29 protein-coding genes and 1 pseudogene are annotated in these 24,203 nt (G+C 36.5%); 19 read left to right on the top strand and 11 right to left on the bottom strand.

Annotated features, from left to right (window positions below):
* The first annotated feature begins 128 nt into the window (after positions 1-128).
* From ltaE to G3O09_RS05120, 9 genes and pseudogenes are all read left to right on the top strand, one after another.
* Positions 129-1,151 (top strand): low-specificity L-threonine aldolase, encoded by a 1,023-nt coding sequence (ltaE, locus tag G3O09_RS05160; RefSeq protein ID WP_163100418.1) that lies wholly within the window; start codon positions 129-131, stop codon positions 1,149-1,151.
* A 38-nt stretch (positions 1,152-1,189) separates the two neighbouring features.
* Entirely contained in the window at positions 1,190-1,681 is a 492-nt protein-coding gene (locus tag G3O09_RS05155; RefSeq protein WP_240338345.1) for a GNAT family N-acetyltransferase, read from the top strand.
* Between the two features lie 13 nt (positions 1,682-1,694).
* Positions 1,695-2,150 (top strand): GNAT family N-acetyltransferase, encoded by a 456-nt coding sequence (locus G3O09_RS05150; RefSeq protein WP_163100417.1) that lies wholly within the window; start codon positions 1,695-1,697, stop codon positions 2,148-2,150.
* A 182-nt stretch (positions 2,151-2,332) separates the two neighbouring features.
* Positions 2,333-2,662, top strand: a complete 330-nt coding sequence (locus G3O09_RS05145) for a VOC family protein (RefSeq protein WP_163100416.1) — start codon at positions 2,333-2,335, stop codon at positions 2,660-2,662.
* A 320-nt stretch (positions 2,663-2,982) separates the two neighbouring features.
* A complete protein-coding gene (locus G3O09_RS05140) occupies positions 2,983-3,855 on the top strand; it encodes an AraC family transcriptional regulator (protein ID WP_163100415.1) in 873 nt (290 codons plus the stop codon).
* 150 nt (positions 3,856-4,005) lie between these two features.
* Positions 4,006-4,122, top strand: a pseudogene (locus G3O09_RS22985) (transposase); the annotation flags it as partial.
* Positions 4,123-4,548: 426 nt separating this feature from the next.
* Positions 4,549-5,664 carry an endospore germination permease gene (locus G3O09_RS05130; RefSeq protein WP_163100414.1) on the top strand — a complete coding sequence of 372 codons (1,116 nt, stop codon included), beginning with the start codon at positions 4,549-4,551 and terminating at the stop codon, positions 5,662-5,664.
* Positions 5,654-7,102: a spore germination protein gene (locus G3O09_RS05125; protein ID WP_163100413.1), complete on the top strand. Its 1,449-nt coding sequence runs from the start codon at positions 5,654-5,656 to the stop codon at positions 7,100-7,102. Before G3O09_RS05130 ends, G3O09_RS05125 begins: the two co-directional genes overlap by 11 nt.
* Positions 7,099-8,259 carry a Ger(x)C family spore germination protein gene (locus tag G3O09_RS05120; RefSeq protein WP_163100412.1) on the top strand — a complete coding sequence of 387 codons (1,161 nt, stop codon included), beginning with the start codon at positions 7,099-7,101 and terminating at the stop codon, positions 8,257-8,259. The genes G3O09_RS05125 and G3O09_RS05120 overlap by 4 nt, the downstream gene beginning before the upstream one ends.
* 76 nt (positions 8,260-8,335) lie before the next feature.
* Here the strand turns inward: G3O09_RS05120 and G3O09_RS05115 are convergent, their stop codons facing one another.
* Positions 8,336-8,899: a GNAT family N-acetyltransferase gene (locus G3O09_RS05115; protein ID WP_163100411.1), complete on the bottom strand. Its 564-nt coding sequence runs from the start codon at positions 8,897-8,899 to the stop codon at positions 8,336-8,338.
* A 296-nt stretch (positions 8,900-9,195) separates the two neighbouring features.
* On the opposite strand from G3O09_RS05115, the gene G3O09_RS05110 reads away from it, so the two are divergent.
* Positions 9,196-9,807: a DedA family protein gene (locus tag G3O09_RS05110; RefSeq protein ID WP_163100410.1), complete on the top strand. Its 612-nt coding sequence runs from the start codon at positions 9,196-9,198 to the stop codon at positions 9,805-9,807.
* 55 nt (positions 9,808-9,862) lie between these two features.
* On the opposite strand, the gene G3O09_RS05105 is transcribed toward G3O09_RS05110, so the two are convergent.
* Positions 9,863-10,864: a DoxX family membrane protein gene (locus G3O09_RS05105; RefSeq protein ID WP_163100409.1), complete on the bottom strand. Its 1,002-nt coding sequence runs from the start codon at positions 10,862-10,864 to the stop codon at positions 9,863-9,865.
* 157 nt (positions 10,865-11,021) lie between these two features.
* On the bottom strand, positions 11,022-11,753 hold the full coding sequence (locus tag G3O09_RS05100; RefSeq protein ID WP_163100408.1) for a GntR family transcriptional regulator: 732 nt from the start codon (positions 11,751-11,753) through the stop codon (positions 11,022-11,024).
* A 349-nt stretch (positions 11,754-12,102) separates the two neighbouring features.
* Between G3O09_RS05100 and G3O09_RS05095 the strand changes: the two genes are divergently transcribed.
* The 5 genes from G3O09_RS05095 (at position 12,103) to chbG (ending at position 16,581) form a co-directional block, all read left to right on the top strand.
* On the top strand, positions 12,103-12,408 hold the full coding sequence (locus tag G3O09_RS05095; protein WP_163100407.1) for a PTS sugar transporter subunit IIB: 306 nt from the start codon (positions 12,103-12,105) through the stop codon (positions 12,406-12,408).
* A 5-nt stretch (positions 12,409-12,413) separates the two neighbouring features.
* Positions 12,414-13,730: a PTS sugar transporter subunit IIC gene (locus G3O09_RS05090; protein WP_163100406.1), complete on the top strand. Its 1,317-nt coding sequence runs from the start codon at positions 12,414-12,416 to the stop codon at positions 13,728-13,730.
* Positions 13,731-14,001: 271 nt separating this feature from the next.
* Positions 14,002-14,316 (top strand): PTS sugar transporter subunit IIA, encoded by a 315-nt coding sequence (locus G3O09_RS05085; RefSeq protein ID WP_163100405.1) that lies wholly within the window; start codon positions 14,002-14,004, stop codon positions 14,314-14,316.
* Positions 14,317-14,329: 13 nt separating this feature from the next.
* Positions 14,330-15,652, top strand: a complete 1,323-nt coding sequence (locus G3O09_RS05080; protein WP_163100404.1) for a 6-phospho-beta-glucosidase — start codon at positions 14,330-14,332, stop codon at positions 15,650-15,652.
* 227 nt (positions 15,653-15,879) lie between these two features.
* On the top strand, positions 15,880-16,581 hold the full coding sequence (chbG, locus tag G3O09_RS05075; RefSeq protein ID WP_163100403.1) for a chitin disaccharide deacetylase: 702 nt from the start codon (positions 15,880-15,882) through the stop codon (positions 16,579-16,581).
* A gap of 50 nt (positions 16,582-16,631) precedes the next feature.
* On the opposite strand, the gene G3O09_RS05070 is transcribed toward chbG, so the two are convergent.
* The 3 genes from G3O09_RS05070 to G3O09_RS05060 form a co-directional block, all read right to left on the bottom strand.
* Positions 16,632-16,775, bottom strand: a complete 144-nt coding sequence (locus G3O09_RS05070) for a hypothetical protein (RefSeq protein ID WP_163100402.1) — start codon at positions 16,773-16,775, stop codon at positions 16,632-16,634.
* A 33-nt stretch (positions 16,776-16,808) separates the two neighbouring features.
* On the bottom strand, positions 16,809-17,015 hold the full coding sequence (locus tag G3O09_RS05065) for a hypothetical protein (RefSeq protein WP_163100401.1): 207 nt from the start codon (positions 17,013-17,015) through the stop codon (positions 16,809-16,811).
* Positions 17,016-17,153: 138 nt separating this feature from the next.
* Positions 17,154-17,324, bottom strand: a complete 171-nt coding sequence (locus G3O09_RS05060) for a DUF3953 domain-containing protein (RefSeq protein ID WP_163100400.1) — start codon at positions 17,322-17,324, stop codon at positions 17,154-17,156.
* A 196-nt stretch (positions 17,325-17,520) separates the two neighbouring features.
* Here G3O09_RS05060 and G3O09_RS05055 point away from each other — a divergent pair, with 196 nt between their 5' ends.
* The gene (locus tag G3O09_RS05055; protein WP_163100399.1) at positions 17,521-18,405 is read left to right on the top strand and encodes a YitT family protein; all 885 of its coding nucleotides are present in this window, start codon (positions 17,521-17,523) and stop codon (positions 18,403-18,405) included.
* A gap of 62 nt (positions 18,406-18,467) precedes the next feature.
* Here G3O09_RS05055 and G3O09_RS05050 read toward each other — a convergent pair whose 3' ends face one another.
* Together G3O09_RS05050 and G3O09_RS22980 are read right to left on the bottom strand one after the other, a co-directional pair.
* Complete coding sequence (locus tag G3O09_RS05050) at positions 18,468-18,659, bottom strand: DUF1272 domain-containing protein (RefSeq protein ID WP_163100398.1); 192 nt, start codon at positions 18,657-18,659, stop codon at positions 18,468-18,470.
* Positions 18,660-18,938: 279 nt separating this feature from the next.
* Positions 18,939-19,289 (bottom strand): GtrA family protein, encoded by a 351-nt coding sequence (locus tag G3O09_RS22980; RefSeq protein ID WP_420850331.1) that lies wholly within the window; start codon positions 19,287-19,289, stop codon positions 18,939-18,941.
* Between the two features lie 116 nt (positions 19,290-19,405).
* Here G3O09_RS22980 and G3O09_RS05040 point away from each other — a divergent pair, with 116 nt between their 5' ends.
* The gene (locus G3O09_RS05040) at positions 19,406-19,747 is read left to right on the top strand and encodes a VOC family protein (protein ID WP_163100599.1); all 342 of its coding nucleotides are present in this window, start codon (positions 19,406-19,408) and stop codon (positions 19,745-19,747) included.
* Positions 19,748-19,945: 198 nt separating this feature from the next.
* Here the strand turns inward: G3O09_RS05040 and G3O09_RS05035 are convergent, their stop codons facing one another.
* Both G3O09_RS05035 and G3O09_RS05030 read right to left on the bottom strand, forming a co-directional pair.
* Complete coding sequence (locus G3O09_RS05035; protein ID WP_163100396.1) at positions 19,946-20,863, bottom strand: ABC transporter permease; 918 nt, start codon at positions 20,861-20,863, stop codon at positions 19,946-19,948.
* Positions 20,863-21,765 carry an ABC transporter permease subunit gene (locus G3O09_RS05030; RefSeq protein ID WP_163100395.1) on the bottom strand — a complete coding sequence of 301 codons (903 nt, stop codon included), beginning with the start codon at positions 21,763-21,765 and terminating at the stop codon, positions 20,863-20,865. Before G3O09_RS05030 ends, G3O09_RS05035 begins: the two co-directional genes overlap by 1 nt.
* A gap of 302 nt (positions 21,766-22,067) precedes the next feature.
* On the opposite strand from G3O09_RS05030, the gene G3O09_RS05025 reads away from it, so the two are divergent.
* Together G3O09_RS05025 and G3O09_RS05020 are read left to right on the top strand one after the other, a co-directional pair.
* Entirely contained in the window at positions 22,068-22,949 is an 882-nt protein-coding gene (locus G3O09_RS05025) for a permease (RefSeq protein WP_163100598.1), read from the top strand.
* A 12-nt stretch (positions 22,950-22,961) separates the two neighbouring features.
* On the top strand, positions 22,962-23,804 hold the full coding sequence (locus G3O09_RS05020) for a TIGR03943 family putative permease subunit (protein WP_163100394.1): 843 nt from the start codon (positions 22,962-22,964) through the stop codon (positions 23,802-23,804).
* 101 nt (positions 23,805-23,905) lie between these two features.
* Here G3O09_RS05020 and G3O09_RS22410 read toward each other — a convergent pair whose 3' ends face one another.
* On the bottom strand, positions 23,906-24,193 hold the full coding sequence (locus G3O09_RS22410; protein WP_240338353.1) for a hypothetical protein: 288 nt from the start codon (positions 24,191-24,193) through the stop codon (positions 23,906-23,908).
* Positions 24,194-24,203: the final 10 nt, after the last annotated feature.

Raw genomic sequence — 24,203 nt, 5'->3', positions numbered from 1 at the left:
ATATGTTCACATATGAGAGGAAAAATAGTGGTCAATTCCTTCCAGTAACTTACGGATTTTTCTATAAATGAATTCTCATGTGAGGTAAAATGTATAAAAAGATTCCTACATACGAAAGGACGCTGAACATGATTGATTTTAGAAGCGATACAGTCACAAAGCCTACAGAAGAAATGAGAAAAGCTGCATATACCGCTGAGGTTGGGGATGATGTCTACGGTGAGGATCCATCCGTAAGGCGTTTGGAAGAAGCGGCTGCAGAGATTTTGGGCAAGGAAGACGCTTTGTTTGTGACAAGTGGAACACAGGGCAATCAAATTGCGATACTAGTTCATTGTCGTCCTGGTAATGAAGTGCTACTTGAAGCAGAATCCCATATTTTTTATTATGAGTCAGGAGCTGCATCGGCACTTGCAGGCGTCCAAACTAGAACCATACCCGGCATCAGGGGAGCAATGTCAGCGGATTCAGTGGTGTCGGCTATTAGACCTGAGGATCAACACTTCCCTGAAACTGGTCTAATTTGTATCGAAAACACACATAACAGAGCAGGTGGTGCTGTTGTTCCTGCATCATCAATGAGTGAGATTTATACAGTTGCAAGAAAATACGATGTCCCTTTACACGTCGATGGGGCTCGCCTTTTTAACGCTTCAACTGCCCTGGGCTGCCAGGTAAGTGATTTGACTATTCATTGTGATACAGTGCAAATTTGTTTGTCAAAGGGTCTAGGAGCACCAGTCGGTTCTTTGTTGGCTGGAAGCAATGAATTTATCAAAAAAGCAAGAAAATGGAGAAAGCGGCTAGGGGGAGGCTTGCGTCAGGCAGGTATTATTGCCGCACCGGGTCTGATTGCGCTAACAAGGATGCCTGAAAGACTTTACCTAGACCATGAAAATGCTCAACTTTTAGCTGAAGGGGTTAGTGGGATTGCAAATCTAACAATTGCCAATCAAATCGATACAAATATTGTGGTTGTGGATGTAAGTAAAACCGGATTTACTGCGGATCAATTCAGCGCCCGACTTAAAGAGGAAGGCATCTTGGCAAATGGTTTCGGAAACGGACTAGTCCGATTTGTAACACATTATGATGTAACGAAGTCTGATATTGATAAAGCCCTTACGGGAATAACTAGCGTATTACGATAAAGGACGATTATTTCCCTACAGTTTCTAAAAAGAGGAGGGTGCTGACTATAGATAGCTTTTTAGTGATAAGGCCCATTGTAGAAAACGATTTTCCTAAACTCAAGAATTATTGTTTACCTAATGATCAAGCCATCTTTACCTCCATGCCAGAAAACATAATTGAGGCCTATAAGAAGGATCACTATAATCAGCCCTATGTGATTTATTGTAATAATTCTCTAGTTGGTTGCTTTGCGTTATATACAAATATGCATGGGAATTTTTATACAACAAATGAACATGCTATCGTGTTCAAATCATTCTCGATTGATGCCCGCTACCAAAAAAGGGGTCATGCTCTTAATACATTAAAGGTATTACCAAATGTCATAAAATTAACCTACCCAGACAAAGATGAGATGATTTTAACTGTACACCATACAAATATTCCTGCTATATCCCTCTACAAAAAAGCTAGATTCGTAGATAAAGGATTAAGGTATGAGGGTGATTATGGTGAGGAATTAATTTTCCATTTTGGTTTGAAGTGAGGAGAGAACATTTATGGAGATTAAATTAGATGATCTTACTGGAACTAAAGTAATTCAATTAATAGGTGAGCATCTTCAAGGAATGGCCCAGAATTCTCCACCGGAAAGTATTCATGTCCTAAATCTTGAAGGATTAAAAAAACCTGAAATTACATTTTGGTGTGCATGGGAACAGGATGAATTACTGGGTTGTGGAGCGCTTAAAGAACTTGATGGACAACATGGAGAAATTAAGTCGATGCGAACTTCTTCATCTCATCTTAAAAAAGGAGTTGCAAAGAGCATCCTTCAACACATCATTGATGAAGCAGAGAGACGTGGATATCGACGACTAAGTTTGGAAACGGGATCAATGGATGCTTTTGAACCAGCTAGAAGGCTTTATAATAGTTTTGGATTTCAATATTGTCAGCCGTTTTCAGATTATAAAGAGGACCCAAATAGTGTATTCATGACTAGGAAATTGTAAGTTTAATTCACTTATTTGTTAGATTAATTGGAGTGTTTTAACAATAGGCTAGGTTATGGATGTCAGTTACTACTACAATTGCTTAACATTTTAATATTTTGGTGCCAATACATAAAGGATAATAGCTTTTTAATGAAGAAAGAATATATATCATTTAGCATAAAAAGAGAGGTACTTTTATTATGATATATAGGGTTTCAAAGAATATTGGTTTCCAAGTGAAAAATGTTGAAGAAGCTAAATTATTTTATGAAAATATTCTAGGTTTTAAACAGCCTGAGCAAAGTTTTGTTAGTGAAATAGAGTTCAGGACTGACTATAATAACATTTTTTTAATAGAAGGAAATGAAAACCTTGGACCTGTAATGGAGATAGTTGTTGAAAACTTAGAAGAAGCCAAACAATATTTAGTAGACAATGGTTTTGTTATTGTTCGATGGGAAGGAAAAGGCAAAGACTGTTATGTAAGGGATCCATTCGGCATGGTCTTTAATGTGTGGGAAGAGAGATAACAGGATTTACTTTTGATCTATAGATAGTTGAATAATAAAATATGATTGCAAAGGAATGAATTCATATCCATTGCTTTTGTTGCTTAAATTGAAAGTAAATTTGTGTGATTTAAAATAAGTCAGGTGATAACCTATAAATATTACAAGCCCACTGATACATCAATCATTATCAGATGGGCTTTCTTACTATCCTAATGAAAAGGGATTGAAAATAAGCCATTAATTTTTGACTGAGTGATAGACCCTACAAAACGGAACACAAAATGTCGGATGCTTCGTTTCAACTCCTGCTATTCTATTGATACAAGGAGGTCATCAAATTGGATTTGCTTACAAATATGAATAGAGCGATGAAGTATATTGAAGAAAATCTTGCAAATGAGATTGATTTTAAAGTAGTTTCAAGGTTAGCTTATTGTTCGGAATATCATTTTAAAAGGATGTTTTCCTTCCTTGCAGGAGTTACATTATCCGAGTATATTCGCAGAAGACGACTTACTCTCGCAGCTTTTGATCTTAGGGATAACAAGTTAAAGGTCATTGATTTAGCAATAAAGTACGGCTACAACTCACCAGACTCTTTTGCAAGAGCTTTTCAACATTTGCATGGTATCACACCTTCAGAGGCAAGAAGTAATGGTTATTCACTTAAAGCCTATCCACCGATGTCCTTCCAATTAACGATTAATGGAGGCAGTGAAATGAATTATCGAATCGTAGAAAAAGAGGCATTTCGTATAATAGGAATTAAAAAAAGAGTTCCGATCATTTTTAATGGAGTTAATCAAGAGATTGCTTCTATGTGGAAAAGTTTAGATGAGAAAGTGATAAATGAACTAAAAAAGCTTTCAAATATAGAACCATTAGGACTGATTAGTGCTTCCACCAACTTTTCTGAAGGCAGGATGGAGGAAAAAGGGGAGCTTGACCATTTTATAGGAGTAGCCACCACTAAAGAGTGTCCAATTAGCTTAACAATGCTTGAAGTCGCTGCATCTACTTGGGCAGTGTTTGAAGCAGTCGGCCCTTTTCCTGAAACACTTCAAAATGTCTGGGGGCGTATATATTCCGAATGGTTTCCTACCTCTACCTATGAAATAAATGAGGGACCGGAAATCCTTTGGAACGAAAATAAAGATGTAACCTCTCCGACTTTCAAAAGCGAAATATGGATCCCGGTTTTAAAAAAGTAAGAGATAGATGAGAGATTTTTTTTCTTTTACAATGAAAGAAGTTAACTAAGAACTAGAGAAGTTGATTGCAGTGAAGGGTGAACTCTTTCTTTCTGCGGGCGTGGCTTGAGCCTCCTCCTTCGCTACGCTCGTGCGGGGTCTCAAGGCTCACGTGGTATGCGTTGGACAACCCTAAAAGGATTAAAAAAATTGTCCATGCAGGCGATGCTTACGTTTGTATCCATGAATTTAAAGAAACTGGCAACTTGGACATGGAAAGTTGCTTAGGATGATTTATAAAGCTTAATGAACAGGATTTTAAATTGATTATTCAAGGACACTGGTTGATTGGAGCGGAAGGCGCTTGACTCCTGGGGGATTAGCGTTACAGGCGAGACCCCGCAGGAGCGGTAGCGACGAGGAGGCTCGGCGAACGCCCCCCGGAAAGCAAGCGGCTGGAGCGGAAATCAACCTTTCCACCTACCTTTTGTCGACAATCTGGAGAGCTGTTTTGACAGCTCTTTTTCTTATTTAATCAATTTGCATAGTCTAGTGTAAAAGTATATATGGATTGGATTATCGGATTTTAAAGGAAAGTAATAACTTTCACCATCATGGTTTGATAGTTCTTTTAGGTAGCAAATTTCAGATAACAAAACATACATTTACCATTTTCGGAAATATTAACAATTAAAATCGTAAATTGGTGATGTCATGCAAAGCTTAATTAAGATATTGGTTCCAAGACAACTTTTCATGTTAATAATTTTATCAACTGGCTTATTAAACCATGTCATTCTTATCCCAAACTTACTTACAGCAGCTGGGAGGGATAGTTGGGTAAGTGTGATTTGTGCGTATCCTATATCCATTTTATTTATTTGGCTGGTCCATTTCATTGTAAAGAACAGTCCTAAGGAAGGGTTCTTTTCCTTCATAAGTAACCGTCTAGGAAGGATATTCTCCACTATATTGTCTTTACCCCTGATTATGTATTTATTTTTAAGCTCTTACGTCACTTTAAGGGACTTGATGATTTGGTTGAATGCATATTTTCTAGCAGAATCTTCAGTATTCCTTATTAATGTTCTCTTGGTGAGCGCATGTCTCCTTGTTACATTATCAGGGATAAAAACGATGGCCATTTCGAGTGGCTTTTTACTTCCAATTGTGATGTTGTTAGGAATCTTGATTTCAGTAATCAACACGAGCGTAAAGGATCCCAGCCTTTTGTTGCCTGTGATGTCAGACGGATATGCACCTATTCTGAAAGGGTGTTTCTACGTCTTTTCGGGATTATTCGAAATTTACTTAGTCATCTTATTGCAGCCCTTTTCTCAGGAACCAATCAAATTTAGACAGTTGTTAATCCTCTTAACCATTTTGACAGGTTTGATAATGGGGCCGCTTACGGCATCCATCATGGAATTTGGACCATCAGAGTCGGTCAATTTCCGTTATCCTGCATATGAGCAATGGAGAGTATTAAGCATAGGGGAATATATCAACCATCTCGATTTTTTCGCTTTGTATCAATGGCTGAGTGGAGCGTTGATAAGAATAGGGCTTTTCATGTATCTTATTGGGGCATTATTTACACAAAAGAGACAACAATATCGGTTAAATTGGAAATTAGTTGCGTTATTATACCTACTACTATTTGGTTTAATGACCATCAAGTTTGAAACCTATTATTTCTATCAAGCGATCTATCGGTATTTCCTACCAGCTAGTATGCTCTTCTTCCTAATCCAAATCCTTATCTCAGCCTTGATAATAAAAGTTCTCATGAAAAAAGGGCAAAAGCTAGGAGGGCATTATGAGCTCTAATCAGATACAGCATGAAAGCATTTTAAGTAAGGTTTCAGAGCTAAAATCCAAGTTTGATAAAAGTGGAGACTTTCTAATTAAAAGGCACCAATCAGAAACAGAATCCTACGAAATGCTCTATTTTGAAAGCTTAATTGATATGCAGTATCTGGACCAGAATATCCTTCCTAAACTTGGTATCCATAAAGAGGAATCCGTCAAAACCAAATTAATTTCTTTTTTCCATGCAGATGATGTAACAAAAAAGTCCATAGATGAATTCTCAAGCATCCTCTTTGAAGGGAATATATTATTTATCGTTGATGAGTCCGTTCTTAGCATACAAGCATCCAATTTTCCTATACGGCAACCTGAGGAGTCGGCTCTTGAAACCTCGATAAGAGGACCAAAGGATGGGTTTGTGGAAGATTTGAAAACGAATATTTCACTGATCAGACGTCGGCTAAATTCAACGTCTCTTTGCTTAGAAAAGTTTACAATCGGGGAAAGAAGCAGGACAAAAGTCGCGCTAATGTACATAGAAGATGTGATTGACAAAAGGGTCCTGGACGAAATCCATAAAAGGTTGGAAAAAGTTGACTTGGATGTCCTGACGAGCATCCATGAACTCGAATCGTATGTCCGCGATAGGCCATACTCCTTCTTTCCGAGTATGGACTATACAGGAAGGCCGGATTTTATTGTGCAGGCGTTGAATCAGGGACGTTTTGCCCTTCTTGTCGACGGGAATCCAACTGTTAGTTTTGCACCAATCAGTCTATTATTGCAAACCAAATCACCTGAAGATACCTTTATGAATTATGCATTTGTTTCAATGGAAAGAATAATCAGGTTGATAGGTTTATTAACTTCTGCTTTTTTACCGGGGGTATGGATTGCATTCTCTGCATTTAACATTGAACAAATCCCTTATTTGCTTGTAGCTACCATATCGGTTTCACGATTTGGATTGCCATTATCGGCACCCATTGAGATGTTTATCGTGTTGTTTTTGTTTGAGCTCTTTAATGAAGCGGGCGTAAGGTTGCCTAGGGCGATTGGGCAAACAGTAGCTGTACTGGGTGGATTAATTGTTGGGGATGCTGCCATTCGTGCAGGATTGACTTCACCAACTATGTTGGTCGTTGCAGCTATCACCTATATCGCATCTTTTACTTTAGTCAATCAGTCTTTGAGTAACTCCATTACCCTTTTAAGATTTATGATTCTCTTGTTAAGTACGTTTTTTGGTTTGTTTGGTGTCATTAGTGGTTTTATCCTATCAGTGTTTTACTTTTCGAGCCTTTCCTCCTTTGGAACTCCTTACCTTGGTTCCCTTGCACCCATTAGCTTCAGGGAATCCATTAAGGCATTTCTCATGGCTCCGAGGCAACTCTATAAATCCAGAACTACCACAACAAGTGTACAGGATCAAACGAGGAGGAAAAAAAGACCTTGAAAAACAAACTATTCGTACCTCTTTTAGCTTGTCTTTTGTTGTTGACCGGTTGTTCAGGGCTTAAGAATATACAGGATTTAACCTATATTGCGGCAATCGGTATGGATTACGATGAGGAAAAAAAAATGTTTAAGGTTTACCTGCAAGGCTTGAACTTTGCAAATGTAGCAAAGCAAGAAGGCGGTAGGAGTGTCGAGCATATACCGATATTTATTGCGACAGCAACAGGTGAAACCCTGAATTTAGCTGTAAGGAAGCTTTATAAAAAATCGGAGCCTCCGTTATTCTTTGGTCATGTGTCAACCTTGGTATTAAGTAATACTCTTGTGGAGCATCACTTTAAAGAAGTGATTCAGGAGATCGGTAGAAACCGTTCCCTCAGGCAAACTATCCGGGTTATGACTACAGATGAAGGTATACAAGATATTTTTAACGTAAAGGCGCTATTCAATTACCCAGCTATATACACAGTTCTATATAAAAAAAATGCCAACGAAGTGTTCCAAGATGAAATTAAGCCAACAAATTTGATGGATTTCTTAAGGGAATACTATGAACCGATGGGGAGCGCAAAATTGCCCGTTGTAAAAATAGATTCGGATAGTTGGAAGGCAGATAAAAATTACCCGGTGTTATTTTTTTCAGGTTATACAATTTTTCAAAAACAAAAGTTTAAAGGCCAACTTACATTCAAGGATAGCGTGATTATAGATTGGCTAACCCACAAAAAGATTTCATTAAATAGAAAGGTAGAGGACAATGGAAAACTTGTCGCAGCAGTCAAGCTTGCCTCTCCCAAAATGAAGGTCAAGTTTGAAAAGGGCTCAGACACTCCAAGGTTTTCTATAGAAGTAGCCGTCCAAGCAGACTTGTTGGAGAAAATAAAAGACGTGGAATTAAAAAAATTAAAGAAATTGATAGAGGACGAAATAAAAACCAGAATACAGGCCATTTATCAACAAGGAGTGGAAAATCAGGTGGATGTCCTGAATACAGGAGATGATTGGTATAGAAAGCATCCGAAAAAATATCATGAATTATTAAAAACAAATAGTTTTTATCTACAGAAAGACTCTTTAAAGGATGTAAAGGTAAAGGTGGAAATATTCCATTTCAATGGATATAACTATGAAAAGAAGGGCGATGGAGGTTATTGAAATTAAAGTAAAAGATAATAAATTGAGGCGTACCCAGATGGATAAAGGTACGCCTTTTTCTTAGGGAAAACATTCCTTAAAATGAAGCTAATTCTATACTATTATTATCTTGCTTATTATTTCGTAAAACAGTTATAAATCCATCTAAAATGTCATGGCTAACGAAGAATCCTTTACGTTTATAGAACTCAAGTGCGTCGTCGTTGCCATTTGAAACATAGATAAAATAGTCTTCCACCTCATCAAATTGTTTCAACCACTCCATGGACATGTTGAAGAGTTTAGATCCAACCCCGTATTGTCTGTACTCTTCTTTGATATAAAATTGAGATAAGCAACCAACATTATTTCTACTAACAGACGATAGATCAAAAAAGGTAGCAAATTCATTAGAATAAGTTTCTTTAGGAGAGATATTGGAATACACATACCCAACTATTTTCTCCTCATCCTTTACAACTACAATGTAATTGTGAGCTGCTTTTTCAATAGAAGGAATCATCCGTGTTTCAAAATTCATGTTGTCAAACAGTTCCGGTTTTATGCAAGATTTCGACTTTTGAAAGGCCATGAGCTCATTGCAGACATCTCTGCAGCATTCAATGTTTTCTTCAGAAATAACCTCATATTTTAGATTCATATTACTAACTCCTTCATTAAAATGGGAAATTTTTACATCATTAATCTGAATAATCTATTAACTTTTATTTTAATACAACCTCGTATTTTAACAAGTAAGAAGTCTTTTTGAATTTATAAATTATTCTATTTGTGAAAAATGGATTATTTCCACGGAAATTGGACTTTTTTCACGAATTATAGAAAAAAATGGAATTAATGAAGTGTGAATTAGTTATTCGGCATTATTCCTCGATACATTACTTTCCTTAACTTTTTAGTAATGTTAAAATTCAAAGTGATGGAAGGGGCTTTGATATGGAATCGTGGATTACGAACATTATGGAACAATATGGATATTGGGGCGTATTTTTGTTAATCGCTTTGGAAAATATATTTCCCCCTGTACCATCAGAAGTGATATTAACTTTTGGTGGATTTATGACAAATACGACGGATTTAAGTGTTTTGGGAGTTATTGGAGCGTCTACCGCAGGTTCGGTTTTTGGTGCTGTTATTTTATATAGAATCGGATTGTTTTTGGATGTTGAACGATTAGAAAACATTATTGAACGGTACGGACATATTTTACGACTCACCAAAAATGACATTACCCGTGCAGATGCATGGTTTGATAAGTATGGAATTTGGACTGTTTTAATTTGTCGATTAGTTCCGCTTATTAGAAGTTTAATCTCGATCCCTGCTGGTATGTCCAATATGAATTTTTGGCTGTTTCTTTTGTTTACAACAATTGGGACGTTGATTTGGAATACAATCTTAGTGAATATAGGTGCTGCAGTAGGTTCGAATTGGCATGAAATCGTTGAGAAAATGGATGTATTTTCTAATTTCGTCTATGCGATTTTGTTTATTCTTTTTGTACTAGCTATTCTATGGTATTTAAAAAAGAGGAAAGAACGTAAATAAGCAATACCCCCACATTACATCATGTGGGGGTATTGGCGTTTCAATCCATTTTGAACTAGTTGGCAAAACGGTAATAAATCAATAAAAAAGTACTCAAGACAAACAAAAAGTTGAGGAAGATAAAAATCATTTGATTCAGTCGTGTATGATGCATTTTGATGGGAGGGTGATAAAAAGATACACCTTCAATTATAAAGATTAGTAAAACGATATGGATCATAGCGTGCCCAACTACTTCCGTATAGCCAAAAATGGTAGTAGTAAGGATAAATAATATGGTCACGACTACGGCCAATACCCTATTAAGAATGCCCACTACGAGAAGATAGCCTACGATAAATTCAATAAACGCAGCTAGTACGACAAATACTTCAGGATTAAATCCGAAAGTTGGTACATGATGGGTCCGAATGATTTCCGTTGTCATCATAGGATACACCCATTTTTCAACAGCTACCCAACACAAGCTTAGTCCAGTCCCTAAATATAAAAGCGGAAAACCGCTTGCTTCATATCTTGTTTTCCCAACTAATAGCACCCAAATGATGGCTAAATAAAATCCGTAGTCAAGCATATGGAACCACCGATTTTGACTCCACACATGAAGAAATAAGAAGAGCATACCAATCGCAGCAAATTTGGTTGCAAAATGGCCTGGAATGATTAATGCCGCAATAATAACCCACATAAATATGGTCTGCCACGTGTGCTGAATGGTGAATTCAGGAGCAAACATGGTCCCGTTTAACACTTGAAGTATCATTGAAGCAGCAGTGCCGTACTTTAGTAAATTGGAAGAATGCTTGCGATAACTATCTAATTTTGTATCCAACCTTGCTGCCAACGGTATATTCATCATTTTAGTCATGACCTGTGATAATACCGCTAATAATATTGCACAAAGTAAGGAAATCGTAATAAACAGTGGAGACAGTATTTCTTCTATTGGTATTTTTTTAGGTTCAATCTTGGCAAACCACTTTACATGAGCAAACGAAACGAAGGGAGCTATTAGACCACCCATCATTATGAGTATCGAGAAAATCCACTTTTTCATATTTGAAACTTCCTCCAAGTAATTAATCCATCTTTTGGATTAATTTATGACAATACCCATAAATTATGTAAGCCACTCAAAAAAGTACAACATTTATGCATAATAAAAAGCATTGTTTCTCTGAAACAATGCTTTGTTTTTTACAGTAAATAATATGTCAGTAATTCCGCTCAATAACAAAATTCGCATGATCCCCACGGAAGATGGTTTTCGAATATTCCACTACAGATTCGTCCTCTAAGTAAGCGTACGTTTCAAGAGAAAAGCACGGTTCGCCGACTGAGATGTTTAAGGTTTCAGCAATATCAGAGTCAGCTAAAACGATTTCTAAATATTCGACCGTTTTTTTGATTTTTAGATTGAATTCTTTATCCAGAAGACTATAGAGAGATTTTTCACAAGCTTCCTTGCTCAATCCTGGAGTTAGCTTCCATGGGAGGTAGGCTTGCTCATACTGAAGAGGCTCTCCATTTACATATCTAATTCTTTCTAGTTTGTTTATCGGATCACCCTCCGTCACATCAAATATATCGATAAGAAATGAATCTGCTTGGATCACTTCTAGGTTTAATGCCTTTATGGAAGGGTTCTTTCCTTGCATAGTAATTTGTTCGGTAAAGTTTTCGACAGTCGATGTAAGCTTTTGCTTCACCTTTTTTCCTGAAACAAAGGTGCCGCGGCCTTGATGCTTATAAACATAGCCTTCTTGGCTTAATTGTTGGAGTGCTGTTCGCACAGTCGTACGGCTTACCCCATATATTTCACAAAACTCAGCTTCGGTTGGCAATTTAGTGTCAGGTTTGTATTCGCCACTTTGTATGAGATTTAGAATGCTTTCCTTTACTTTTAAATGCAGCGCATGTTCTTCGTGTAGGTTATCCACTAACATAAATCCTCCTAAACTCACTCTATAGTTTCTATTTTACCAGATTTAAGGAAATTAGTATAAAAAATTTGTCGTAACAAATAGTTAAATTTGTATTGTAAATATTCAGATTTGTTATTACAATAATGATACAACATGTAATACAAGTTGTGAAGTTGTTATTACAAATAATAGTTTTACGAATGGGGATAGGGGAGGGATTTAATTATCACCATAGATTAATAGAATATTTCGGGCCTATTGCACTTATATCCAAATTTTTTTACTGTCTCGAATTCTTTATGGTGACAAAAAAGAATCTAAAATTTTTATAGTTTGATGTAAACGCTTACTTTTCAATGGGGGTTAATTTATGAATATTTTGTTATGTTGCTCTGCAGGTATGTCTACAAGCTTGCTAGTTACTAAGATGGAAAATAGTGCAAAGGCACAAGGGATTGATTGTCGTATTTGGGCAGTCGGAAGTGGAGATGTGAAAAATCATCTAGATCAAGCGGATGTTTTGCTATTAGGACCTCAGGTACGTTTCATGCTTAATCAAATGAAACAAGAGGTGAATGGGAAAATTCCAGTCGAATCGATTAATCCGATGCATTACGGACTTTGTAATGGTGAGGAAGTATTAAAGCAGGCTGTAGCTCTTATTAAGGGGGAATAGGGTATATGTTGAACTTTATGGAAAGATATATCATGCCATATGCGGTTAAGTTCGGAAATAACCGTCACTTACTCGCCATTCGTGATGCACTAATTGGGATGATTGCCATTACCATGATTGGGTCATTCGCAGTGTTGTTTAATAACTTAGGCCAAATCATTAAACCGTATGGAAAATTGATGGAGAGCATTTTTGGACCAACTTGGACAACACTGGGTGGAGACATTTGGTGGGGGACCTTCGCATTTATGACTGTTTTTGCAGTATTTGGGATCTCTCATAAACTAGCAAAATCGTATGGGGATGATGGCTTTGAGGCTATGTTGGTTGCGGCGGCATCATTCTTCCTATTAATCCCGCAAGTTGGTAAAGTTCCTGAAACTGAAGGAGCTTGGGGCTTTGTTAGTTGGGGTTACTTCAATGCAACATCATTATTCACTGGAATTATCGTTGCTTTAGCAGCTACTGAATTATTCATCAGATTAACAAAAGTAAAGAAATTCGTTATCAAATTACCCGATGGAGTGCCACCAGCAGTTTCAGGTGCTTTTGCTAAGTTAATTCCAGGTATGCTGACAATCTTCACTTTCGGATTATTTGGATTGCTATTTCGTAAGCTTACACATGGCCAATTCTTAAATGATTGGTTAAATGCGACACTAGTCGCGCCTTTGACGAATGCGGCTGATTCATTACCGTTTGCCGTATTAATTGTTTTGTTAGTACACGTTTTCTGGTCGGTTGGGTTACATGGTCCAAATATTTTAGGTGGAGTCACTACGCCTTTATTTACCTCATTAGGAACTAAAAATACAGATTTATATGCTCAAGGTGTAGCTGATCTAGAAAAATACGCAGTATTAGCAGGTCCATTCCTTGATGCTTTCGTATACCTGGGTGGATCGGGTGCAACGCTCGGATTGATTGTCGCAATGTTCTTGGCAGGACGAAAGCGTCACAAGCAACTCCTTGCATTAGGAACACCTCCAGGGGTTTTCCAAATCAATGAACCATTGCTATTTGGGTTACCAATCGTATTAAATCCAATTTGGTTGATTCCGTTTATTAGTGCTCCAATCATCATGACCATCGTAGCTTATTCAGCTATTAGCCTAGGTTGGGTTTATCCTGTAGTAACAGCTAGTATCCCTTGGGTAACACCTGCAGGAATTGGTGGATATTTAGCTACAGGTGGACATATTTCTGGAGCTGTTCTTGCACTTGTAAACTTAGCAATCTCCATTGTTATTTATCTACCGTTTGTATATGTTCAAGGAAGAATTGAAGACAAGAAAAATAAAGATCAGAATCAAGCAGCATAGTACTGTTTAGGATTTAAAAAAATGGCTGTGTTAAGTCCATTGTTGATTTTTAGCTCTTTGTTGATTGGAGTGGAAGACGCTTGACTCCTGGGGGATTAGCGTTACAGGCGAGACCCCGCAGGAGCGCTAGCGACGAGGAGGCTCGGCGAACGCCCCCCGGAAAGCAAGCTTCTGGAACGGAAATCAACAGGCAAGTTTAACAGAGCCAAAAAAATAAAGACGTAGCTATCAACAAGGTTGATAGCTACGTCACAGTTTAGGTGGTTATCACATGGATAAAGAAAAATTATACGAAATTTCCTTTCAGCTCATCCTGCACAGTGGCAATGCAAGGAGTTTGGCGATGGAAGCCATAATTGAAGCGAAATCAGGTGACTTTGAACAAGCAAAAGAAAAATTATCATTGGCAGAAGAAGAGTTTGTCCAAGCTCATCGTTTTCAAACACAATTGATCCAAGGAGAAGCTGCAGGGGAGCACTATGACCTGCCTATCCTTCTTATCCATGCACAGGATCACCTAATGAACGCCTTGACTGTTAAGGACATGGCGAGAGAGTTTATTGATTTATACCAAAAGTTATCGTAAATGGGGAATCAAAATGGCGAAGAAAGATGGCATCAAAATCGCTACCATTGGGGGCGGTTCCAGTTATACTCCTGAATTGATTGAAGGATTTATCAAGCGTCATGCTGAATTACCTATTAGTGAAATATGGCTTGTCGATGTGGAAGAAGGAAAAGAGAAGCTGGAAATCGTGGGTAATTTAGCAAAACGAATGATTGAAAAAGCAGGAGTACCAATTAAAGTTCATCTTACATTAAATCGTAAAGAGGCTTTAAAGAACGCGGATTTTGTGACAACGCAATTCCGCGTTGGATTACTTGATGCAAGGGCGAAAGATGAGAGGATCCCATTAAAGTATGGAATTCTCGGTCAAGAGACGAATGGACCTGGTGGGCTTTTTAAAGCATTAAGGACGATCCCAGTCATACTTGAAATTTGTCGTGAAATGGAAGAGCTTTGTCCGGATGCATGGTTGATTAACTTTACAAATCCTGCTGGAATGGTTACGGAAGCAGTTTTGCGCCACACAAATATTAATAAAGTGGTTGGTCTTTGTAATGTTCCAATCGGAATGGAAATGGGTGCAGCCCAATTATTAGGTGTCGACCATAGTCGAGTACGAATTGATTTTGCTGGATTGAACCATATGGTATATGGTCTAGATGTATTTGTGGATGGCATCAGTGTGAAGGATAAATTGATAGACCTGCTGACTGAACCTTCCAATATGGTAACCATGAAGAATATCCATGCGATGGGGTGGGAGCCTGGGTTCTTGAAAGCCTTGAATCTATTCCCATGTCCATATCATAATTATTATTATAAAACGAGTGATATGGTGGAAGAAGAGCTGAAAGCAGCTGAAAATGGGGGAACCCGTGCTGAAGTGGTAAAAAAGCTCGAGGAAGAATTGTTCCAATTATATAAAGACCCTAATTTGGATATTAAGCCTCCGCAGCTTGAAAAGCGTGGTGGGGCATACTATAGTGATGCAGCCTGTCGTCTGATTCATTCCATTTATACTGACAAGAGGGACATTCAGCCTGTTAATACCATTAACAATGGAGCGATTGCAGGAATCCCGGCTGACTCAGCCGTTGAGGTTAGCTGTATCATCACAAAGGATGGTCCAAAACCGATTGTGGTTGGAGAACTCCCTGTAGCGATAAGAGGTCTGATTCAATCGATTAAATCTTTTGAACGTGTAACAATCGATGCTGCTGTAACTGGAGATTATAATACGGCACTTTTAGCGATGACGATTAACCCCTTAGTCGGTTCTGACAAAGTGGCGAAGCAAATCCTAGATGAAATGCTTGAAGCGCATAGGGATTATTTGCCACAGTTTGCATATTGATAGAAAGTCTAACCATTGTTTAACTTCGAATAATTGGTTCCCAAACGGGCGGATATTCCCAAATGGGCTCATATTTTACCGGATTGGTAGCATATATTATCAAAATGGACGGCCATATTACCAAATCCATATCCTATATTACCAATTAGCATTTTGGCTCATTATTCTGACCCCTCATATGTGGGGTCAGATCTTTATTAGAATTGAATGTGTTAGTGGAGGATGCAATGATCAAATTAATTGTTAACGCAGATGACTTTGGATTCTCTCGTGGAGTGAATCATGGAATAATAGACAGTCATGTCAATGGAATTGTAAATTCTACTACGATGATGATGAATATGGATGCAGTCGATCATGCAGTTGAACTTGCCAAACTGCATCCACGGTTAAAAGTAGGGATCCATTTGGTTTTGACTTGTGGAAAACCACTGTCGGATAACGTTCCATCTCTTATTGATGAGCATGGTAATTTTAAATCCCAATCGATATTGGATGAGACCGTTTCTTTAGAGGAAGTGGAAAAAGAATGGAGCGCTCAAATTGATCGCTTTATTCGTACTGGGCTACAACCGTCCCATTTTGATAGCCATCATCATGTTCATACAAGAAAAGTGCTATTACCCGTTGTTCAAAGACTAGCCTACAAATACAATCTCAAAGTTCGGGCAAACGGGTCTGAACCCATTGAGGGGGTCGAGGCATTATCAGACATAAGCTTCTTTGATTTTTATGGGGAAGGTGCAAAATACGATTATTTTGATCAATTGTCTCTGAATGTTGAGTTAGGAGGAATTGTTGAAGTGATGTGTCATCCAGCTTATATCGATCATCGGTTATTAACGGGTTCCTCATATAATTTACCTCGCGTACGAGAGTTAAATATTTTGACCAATACCAAACTACCTTCAAATCTAGTCTTACTATAAAAAACGGATGACTCTATATACAAATGGAGTCATCCGTTTTTATATGTTTTTTATTCTTTTTCTGAATGTTGTTGGGTTTTTTCTAAGCTTTCCAGTTCCTTGTCAGACTTCTTTTTTAAAAAATACATCACTAGTAATGAGAAAATAGACAAAATTCCGTAGCCAAGGATTAGATTAAAGATGTCATTAAACATGAAATATACTTCCTTTATTTGAATTTATAATCTTTATTTTTTTTGACTTTGGCGAATTTTCGCATCTTGCTCATCAAGTCTCGTCATGATAAAGGCAAAGAAGCCAGATATCAGAGTTCCTCCTCCAATTATTAGAGCTCTTGTTAGGACAGGGATTTCTGAAAAATCTCTGTTCAGTAACCAAGTTGCTAATATAGCTACTACTATCATGACCAATATAACTACAGGTAATCGTTTCATTCTTTCACTTCCTAAAAAAATTCTCTTTATTACAATACCATATATGACAAGATTATACTGATGCAACAATGTGGGGAAATTACCTTAAATAGAAGCCTTGGAATGACGCATAATAAATATGTAGCGCCACTATTAGACTCATGACACCACTCTTTTATGATCATTTTTGAATTCTGATAGACCAATAACCAACATAAACGCACCTAAGAAAAACATCATATATGGTGTTCCATCAAAAATTTTTGTTATTAAACTATAGCTCGATAATGAAATTATGAAAATGGCTAAGACTACCCTTATTAGATTCAATGTATAAGCCTCTTACAGGTCTATAGGGAATCATAATTATTTTATCATTTGCTAATCAGAATAGGAACTACCCCAAATTTAGGAGGGAATGTAATGTCTTAGGTAAGAGCTTTTATTTGAGACTACCTATCTTTACTACTCTAATGCGGTATTAGTATATAATAGAGATAAAAGAATAGTAAAAGGTGTGATATTTTTGGAAGAAGTCTTGGGACAAAAAAGGCAACACAAGAAGTTATCAAAAGCGAAAATAATTCAACGCGTTATTTTAATTACCATTGGTGCATTGTTTATGGCAACTGGATTGGAAATCTTTTTAATACCAAACCAAGTCATTGATGGTGGAGTCACCGGTGTTTCGATTATGCTCTCCCATATTACCGGGGCAAAATTAGGGATCTTTCTTTTCCTGTTAAATTTACCATTTGTATATCTTGGTTATAAACAATTTGGAAAAACATTTGCTATTTCTACAATCTATGGGATCATCATGCTTTCTATTTTTGCTACATATTTTCATCCAATTCCACCGTTTACAGAGGATATTCTACTTGCCACACTTTTTGGTGGAATCTTATTGGGTGTTGGAGTAGGGCTAGTGATTCGGAACGGTGGGGCATTGGATGGTACAGAAATACTATCTATAGTAATAAGTAAAAAAGTGCCATTTTCAGTTGGTGAAATCGTTATGTTCATTAATTTGTTTATACTTGGTTCAGCAGGATTCGTGTATACATGGGACAGAGCTATGTATTCAATTTTAGCTTACGTTGTTGCAGCAAAAGCCATTGACATTGTCATTACAGGGATGGAAGAATCAAAATCCGTTTGGATCATAAGTGAAGAAGCGAATGAAATTGGTGATGCAATCAATAATCGCTTAGGTCGTGGTGTAACGTATTTGCACGGTGAGGGTGCTTATACAGGCGACAACAAGAAGGTTATTTTTTGTATTATCACTAGACTTGAAGAGTCAAAGCTAACGACAATTGTTGAAGGAATCGACCCGTCAGCATTTTTGGCAATTGCCGATATTTCAGAAGTTCGTGGTGGAAGATTTAAAAAGAAAAATATCCATTAATTGATTCAAGCCAACATCAAATGATGTTGGCTTTTTTCATTTGGTAAGTAAATTTGATTAAATCATAGTGAACAAACATTTTGAGGCCTCAGTGGTCTTCTAACCAGTTCTCCTCCACAATTTGGGCAAATGTTATGCATTTCTTCCGTGCAGGGTGCGCAAAAAGTACATTCATGAACACATATATAAGCAAGTGTATTTTCACCGATTGAGGAATCACAGCGTTCACATTTTTTTCTCATCTCTAAAGCCATGTTAAAAAAGCCCCTTTCATTTTGGATTACATTGGAAATATACCATTTTAAAAGAGGGGGAAGAAGGTACAGTTTTTCAGTAAATTAAGGGGGCAGTTGGTGTTTTAGCATTTACTTAGCAATTTATCAAAAAAAATTGGGGTTTTATGGTGATGTTAAGTGAATTAAATAGTTATTCTGAATTATGCATTCGAGTTGCATAAAACTATTGGGGAAAAGGTATTGCTTGGTTTCTATGATAAAAATGAATCAAAGTACCTTAATATAAAATATTCTGTTTTATTTGAATGTCCAAAAGTTATTTAAAGCGAAGTTTACCAATGGAATTATTATAATAGTTACCAATTCTCCAAAAGAATAATGAAAAGAAAGAACTTGTACAACAGTATACATAATTCCATAATTTAATATGAAGCCGATAGAAGAAACAATGACAAATCGTAGTAATTGTTTGTGAGAAAAATCGCTTTCAAATGTAAACTTCCTGTTTAGTAGAAACGAAAAAAATGTCATTACTAAGAAAGAAACTGCTGAACCAGATAATGGATCGATATCAAAAAGCTCTACCAAAATAAACACTGAAAGAAAATATATTAGTGTACTTATACAGCCTACAAAACTGTATTTCATAAATTTAATAAATAAATCTTTACTTAAAATCATAAATGTTTCCTTTCTACGAACGATTTCGAAATTATTTTAGCTTAAGGATAATTTACTATGGGAGGTGCAGTTTTGAATAGCCTATTTTAAATCAAATCGGAACGATCTTTATTCCAGTAAGCAACATAGAACTAGCACGAGATTGGTATTGTGACATTTTAGGAATCCAAACAAATGGAGAAATACATTTCGGTCATCTTTATATCATTCCAATGAAAGGAACGGGGATTGTATTAGATAGTAAGATTTTTTCAGAAGAAAATATTATTAAAACACCATTATTTCATTTCAATACAGAGAATATTGAAGATGCATATAAGTTTATGGTGGAAAAGAGGGTAGAGTTGGTTACTGAAATCGAACATCATCACTATTTTAATTTCAAAGATCCTGACGGTAATCATTTAATGATTTGCAAGTGTTAAACAGCATAAAAAAGTAAAAGGGCCATGAAGATGGCCCTTTTACTTTGGAAAGGTTGAGAAATTATTAATTGGATTACTCTTTTAATACTAAGGTATCCTTACTCAATGTCGAAAATTCGATAAAGGAAAATTTTCGGTTTTTTTCCTTTTTCCTCAAAAACAATTCATATTAGGAACCCGAAGAGGTGATTCATTATACTAAATATATCGTACCTTCTTCTTTAACAAATTCTGCAAACCTTGTGCTAGTAGATTGAATGTGAAAATAGTATACGTCATTGCTAGTGCAGCGAAGAATGGAATCCAGATTGGTCCTCGAACATCATTAAAGGCATCAATGAACATAGCTGGCCAAGAGATGGAATTATTGACTAGTTTGGATAAACCATTTTCTTGTTGAACAAGTTCTTGAGAAATGAAGATTCCTATAAATCCAAGCTGCCCTAATAGGAAAAGAACCCGTCCAAGATCGGAGATCATATAGACGGCAATTTTTCCGTATAGGAAAGGGAGATAGTAGGTCTTGAACATGGTGAGAGGAGAAGCCCCACATGCAATTCCTGCCTTGATAAATTCCTTAGAAGACAGCTCATCGAATTCCAATTTTATCATGTCGGCTGCTCTTCCGATCTCCACGAAGGCGATAATGAGCAGAATATATACTGGCCTTATTTCTGTTGTAAGAATGGGTGGTAGGGTTACAAGTAAAATCACAACAACAATGGTAGGGATATAGGAAAGAAATCCGTTTAGCCAATGAAGGATAATACGTGAGCCTAATATATTCTTATGTGCAAAAAAGGCGAGTGGTATGGCTATCAGGTAACGAATGAGAGTGATTAGAGCGATGATTCCAAGTGTTTCTTTCGCCCCCAGGACGAGTAAACTCAGCAAATCCCTGCCTGTATTGTCTGTTCCTAATAGGTGCTCCTCGGAAGGGGGATAAGGAGGGATGACTGGTTTTTTATTTTCATCCATAACATATAAAATCGTATGTAACTTTTGATCGACCTGAGGCAAATATTTTCCGAAAAACGTCATGTATACCAAAGCTATCAACATGATCAACCCTAGCCATAATAGGGGATTTGTCCTTATGTGATTGAGGATTTTCATTAAATACCCCTCGCTTCCTTAGGAACTAAAACATTTTTTAGAACTTGTGCCAGGACTATGGCCGTAAACATGAATCCTAAGAATGGAAGCATATAAGCAAGTGCCCTTGCTTCTTCATTTTCTAGGATGCTTTGCAGTAACTGGTATCCTGCTCCGTTATACCCAGACAATTTTTCGATAATCGGTAAGCTGGATAATATGTATAGCATCACTAATTGAGTTTGATTAAGTAAAGTGGACCAACAATTCCAAAGCATATGGACGAGTGCTTTAGATGTCCCTAATCCTTTTGCATAAGCAGTACGTAAATATTCTTGTCCCATTTCATTTTCCAAAGCCGCGGTAGTGAAATTGGACATATGTATGAAGGGAAATAAGCTAACTGCAAATAATGGCAAAATAAAGCTATACCAATGATCGCTCCCGTATAAATTGAAATGGGGGAATCCTAAACTTATTAACTTAATAAACATGTATTGAATCGCTATATAAAGAAAAAAATCGGGGATGGATGAAAAAATCCACGAAAGGGCGGCTTGTATTTTTCCTCGTTTTCTACTTCGGTGATAAAACCTTATTACCCCAAACAGCATTCCTAGTGAGACACTTAGTATGAAGGCCGGAATTACAATTTTCATACTTCTCCCAAGCATTTCTTTTACCTCATCTTTAATGGGTACTCCTGTTCTTTCTACAGTTCCGAACCCTTTTTCCGTTTGAAAATAATCTATAAACCCATCAATTCTATCCTTATATAATGCAAAACTAAATGGATATCTTGTTTCAATATGATGTGCAGAAAATACGATCACTTCTTTTTCTCGGGGGAGTAATAATAACAGAATAAATCCCGTTAAAATCAATAGAAAAACAAGCAAACTTTTTGTGATTTGCCAAACCAATCAAATACCCCCTAAAACAGTTTCTCTCTAAATATTTTTAATTTAATGAAAATTATAACATAATTTATTACAAATATTACAAAATAAAAGTAAAAAATTTCCTGTTTTAAGTATTTCAATAATGTTGTGTTTCATGATACCGATTGGTTTAATAGACGAGTTGAGAAGTAATTTGTTACAAGATTGGAAGACTAAGGATATCTATAGAAAATCTTGTCACATGTGGTTACTAAAAATTGTTATGATGTGTTAAATCTGTGTTAATATTGTTAAGTTCAAGAATTCGTTTTTTGGAGGTGCATATAATGGCACAATCCTTTTTACAACTTAATTCAATTTTTATTAGTATTTTAATAGAAGCAATTCCTTTTGTTTTAATTGGAGTTTTAATATCTGGATTAATCCAAATGTTTGTATCTGAAGAAATGATTGCAAGAATTATCCCAAAAAATCGTTTTTTAGCAGTTTTATTTTCTAGTTTAGTAGGATTCTTTTTCCCTGCTTGTGAATGTGGGATTGTTCCAGTCACAAGGAGACTTTTAATTAAAGGTGTTCCTCTACATGCGGCGATTGCTTTCATGTTGACAGCGCCAGTATTAAATCCAATTGTTTTATTCTCCACTTATATCGCTTTTGGGAACAAGTGGGATATGGTTCTGTATCGAGGTGGTTTGGCTTTAATTGTTTCAATAACTGTCGGAATCATTTTGTCTTACCAGTTCAAAGATACTCAACTTTTAGAGAAATTCTTACAACAGGAAAATCACCATCATCATGGAAAAAAATCTTTTTATGAAAAATTCACAGGAACATTACGTCATGCAGTGGATGAATTTTTTTCAGTAGGTAAGTATTTATTTATTGGTGCATTCATTGCTGCGTCCATGCAGACGTTTGTTAAAACATCAACGTTATTAGCGATTGGTCAGAATGAAGTGTCATCCTCCTTAGTTATGATGGGCATGGCATTTGTTCTTTCTCTTTGTTCTGAAGCGGATGCTTTTATTGCTTCTTCTTTTAGTAGTACATTTGCAACGGGATCCCTGATTGCGTTCTTAGTATTTGGACCGATGGTGGATATTAAAAATATGCTTATGATGTTAGGTACATTTAAGAAACGATTCGTTTTTATCTTAATATCTTATATTGCCATTTTAGTGTTAATTGGTTCACTTTTTCTGTAAAGGAGGGCAATGATGTTTAGGACATTGATATTAATGGCTTTTACCTATTTCTTTTTCCATTTGCATACTAGTGGAAATCTTAATAAATATATCAACATGAAATATTCGTATTTATCCTACATTGCGATTTTCATATTAGCTATCTTGACTATAGTTCAGGGCTATTATTACATGAAAAGCGATGGAAAACATGCTCATGATTGTCATGATGGTTGTGATCACGACCATGAACATGAAGATAGAAAACCTATTTATCAAAGACTTGGAATTTATATAATCTTTATCTTTCCATTAATATCGGGATTCTTTTTCCCGATTGCAACATTGGATTCCAATATAGTAAAAGCAAAGGGATTTTCATTTAAAGGTATGGAAACGGATGATCCCTATGCTGTAAGGCAGTATTTGCGACCAGATACAAGCATTTACTATGGAAAAGAAGGCTACAATGAAATCATGCAGGAAGAGCTAAAACGATATGCTTCGAAAAAAGCCATCGATTTACAAGATGGTGATTATTTAAAGGGTATGGAAACTCTCTATAATTATCCTGGTGAATTTATGGGAGATACAGTAAGTTTCACAGGATTTACTTTCAAGGGGGATGCCATAAGCGATCGTCAACTGTTCGTACTAAGATTCGGTGTCATTCATTGTATTGCAGATTCAGGTGTGTTTGGTATGTTGGTGGAATTTCCTGAAGATATGAATCTGAAGGACGATGAGTGGATTTCAGTAAGAGGTAAGATTTCTTCAGAGTATTATCAACCATTCAAATCAACCATTCCTGTGCTAAAGGTAGAAGAGTGGGCGAAGGTTAAACAGCCTGAAGATCCTTATGTGTATAGGAATTAAATGGAATAATAATGAAACCCTCGATGAAAATCGGGGGTTTATTCTTTTGGTTTAACTATAAATGAGAGTATCGCTATTCTTTTTGTAAAAGGATACACTGTTCATTTGTTCCTTTCTTTTCTATTCCTATAGTATTGTAACGTTGTTTTCAAGGAAGCGTATGAACCAATAGCTGCATACCCGTAGAACCATCCCATGAACAATCCCTCTATGATATGGTGTCTATGGCTAATAAATACTGATATTATCAATCCAATTATTAGTGCTATCGTAGGGACGTATAATTTTCTAATTTTGAAGATCATCTTTATTATTTGAGTTAGGATGATTACAACAGGGACAGCGATTACTGCATCCCAAAAATTTGTATGGATCGTAGGAAAATCCAGCATTAAACAC

This window comes from Peribacillus alkalitolerans (assembly GCF_010882125.1).
GTDB lineage: Bacteria > Bacillota > Bacilli > Bacillales > DSM-1321 > Bacillus_BN > Bacillus_BN alkalitolerans.
This window is presented reverse-complemented; position numbering and strand designations above follow the sequence as displayed.

Bases quoted from the DNA above. Each gene is read 5' to 3' on its own strand.
- G3O09_RS05145 (WP_163100416.1), top strand. From the start codon at position 2,333: ATGATATATAGGGTTTCAAAGAATATTGGTTTCCAAGTGAAAAATGTT.
- G3O09_RS05110 (WP_163100410.1), top strand. From the start codon at position 9,196: ATGGAATCGTGGATTACGAACATTATGGAACAATATGGATATTGGGGC.
- G3O09_RS05070 (WP_163100402.1), bottom strand. From the start codon at position 16,775: ATGTTTAATGACATCTTTAATCTAATCCTTGGCTACGGAATTTTGTCT.
- chbG (WP_163100403.1), top strand. From the start codon at position 15,880: ATGATCAAATTAATTGTTAACGCAGATGACTTTGGATTCTCTCGTGGA.
- G3O09_RS05100 (WP_163100408.1), bottom strand. From the start codon at position 11,753: ATGTTAGTGGATAACCTACACGAAGAACATGCGCTGCATTTAAAAGTA.
- G3O09_RS05020 (WP_163100394.1), top strand. From the start codon at position 22,962: ATGTTTAGGACATTGATATTAATGGCTTTTACCTATTTCTTTTTCCAT.
- G3O09_RS05085 (WP_163100405.1), top strand. From the start codon at position 14,002: ATGGATAAAGAAAAATTATACGAAATTTCCTTTCAGCTCATCCTGCAC.
- G3O09_RS05095 (WP_163100407.1), top strand. From the start codon at position 12,103: ATGAATATTTTGTTATGTTGCTCTGCAGGTATGTCTACAAGCTTGCTA.
- G3O09_RS05125 (WP_163100413.1), top strand. From the start codon at position 5,654: ATGAGCTCTAATCAGATACAGCATGAAAGCATTTTAAGTAAGGTTTCA.
- G3O09_RS05050 (WP_163100398.1), bottom strand. From the start codon at position 18,659: ATGGCTTTAGAGATGAGAAAAAAATGTGAACGCTGTGATTCCTCAATC.
- ltaE (WP_163100418.1), top strand. From the start codon at position 129: ATGATTGATTTTAGAAGCGATACAGTCACAAAGCCTACAGAAGAAATG.
- G3O09_RS05130 (WP_163100414.1), top strand. From the start codon at position 4,549: ATGCAAAGCTTAATTAAGATATTGGTTCCAAGACAACTTTTCATGTTA.
- G3O09_RS05105 (WP_163100409.1), bottom strand. From the start codon at position 10,864: ATGAAAAAGTGGATTTTCTCGATACTCATAATGATGGGTGGTCTAATA.
- G3O09_RS05150 (WP_163100417.1), top strand. From the start codon at position 1,695: ATGGAGATTAAATTAGATGATCTTACTGGAACTAAAGTAATTCAATTA.
- G3O09_RS05065 (WP_163100401.1), bottom strand. From the start codon at position 17,015: ATGAAACGATTACCTGTAGTTATATTGGTCATGATAGTAGTAGCTATA.
- G3O09_RS05035 (WP_163100396.1), bottom strand. From the start codon at position 20,863: ATGAAAATCCTCAATCACATAAGGACAAATCCCCTATTATGGCTAGGG.
- G3O09_RS05115 (WP_163100411.1), bottom strand. From the start codon at position 8,899: ATGAATCTAAAATATGAGGTTATTTCTGAAGAAAACATTGAATGCTGC.
- G3O09_RS05090 (WP_163100406.1), top strand. From the start codon at position 12,414: ATGTTGAACTTTATGGAAAGATATATCATGCCATATGCGGTTAAGTTC.
- G3O09_RS05080 (WP_163100404.1), top strand. From the start codon at position 14,330: ATGGCGAAGAAAGATGGCATCAAAATCGCTACCATTGGGGGCGGTTCC.
- G3O09_RS22980 (WP_420850331.1), bottom strand. From the start codon at position 19,289: ATGAAATACAGTTTTGTAGGCTGTATAAGTACACTAATATATTTTCTT.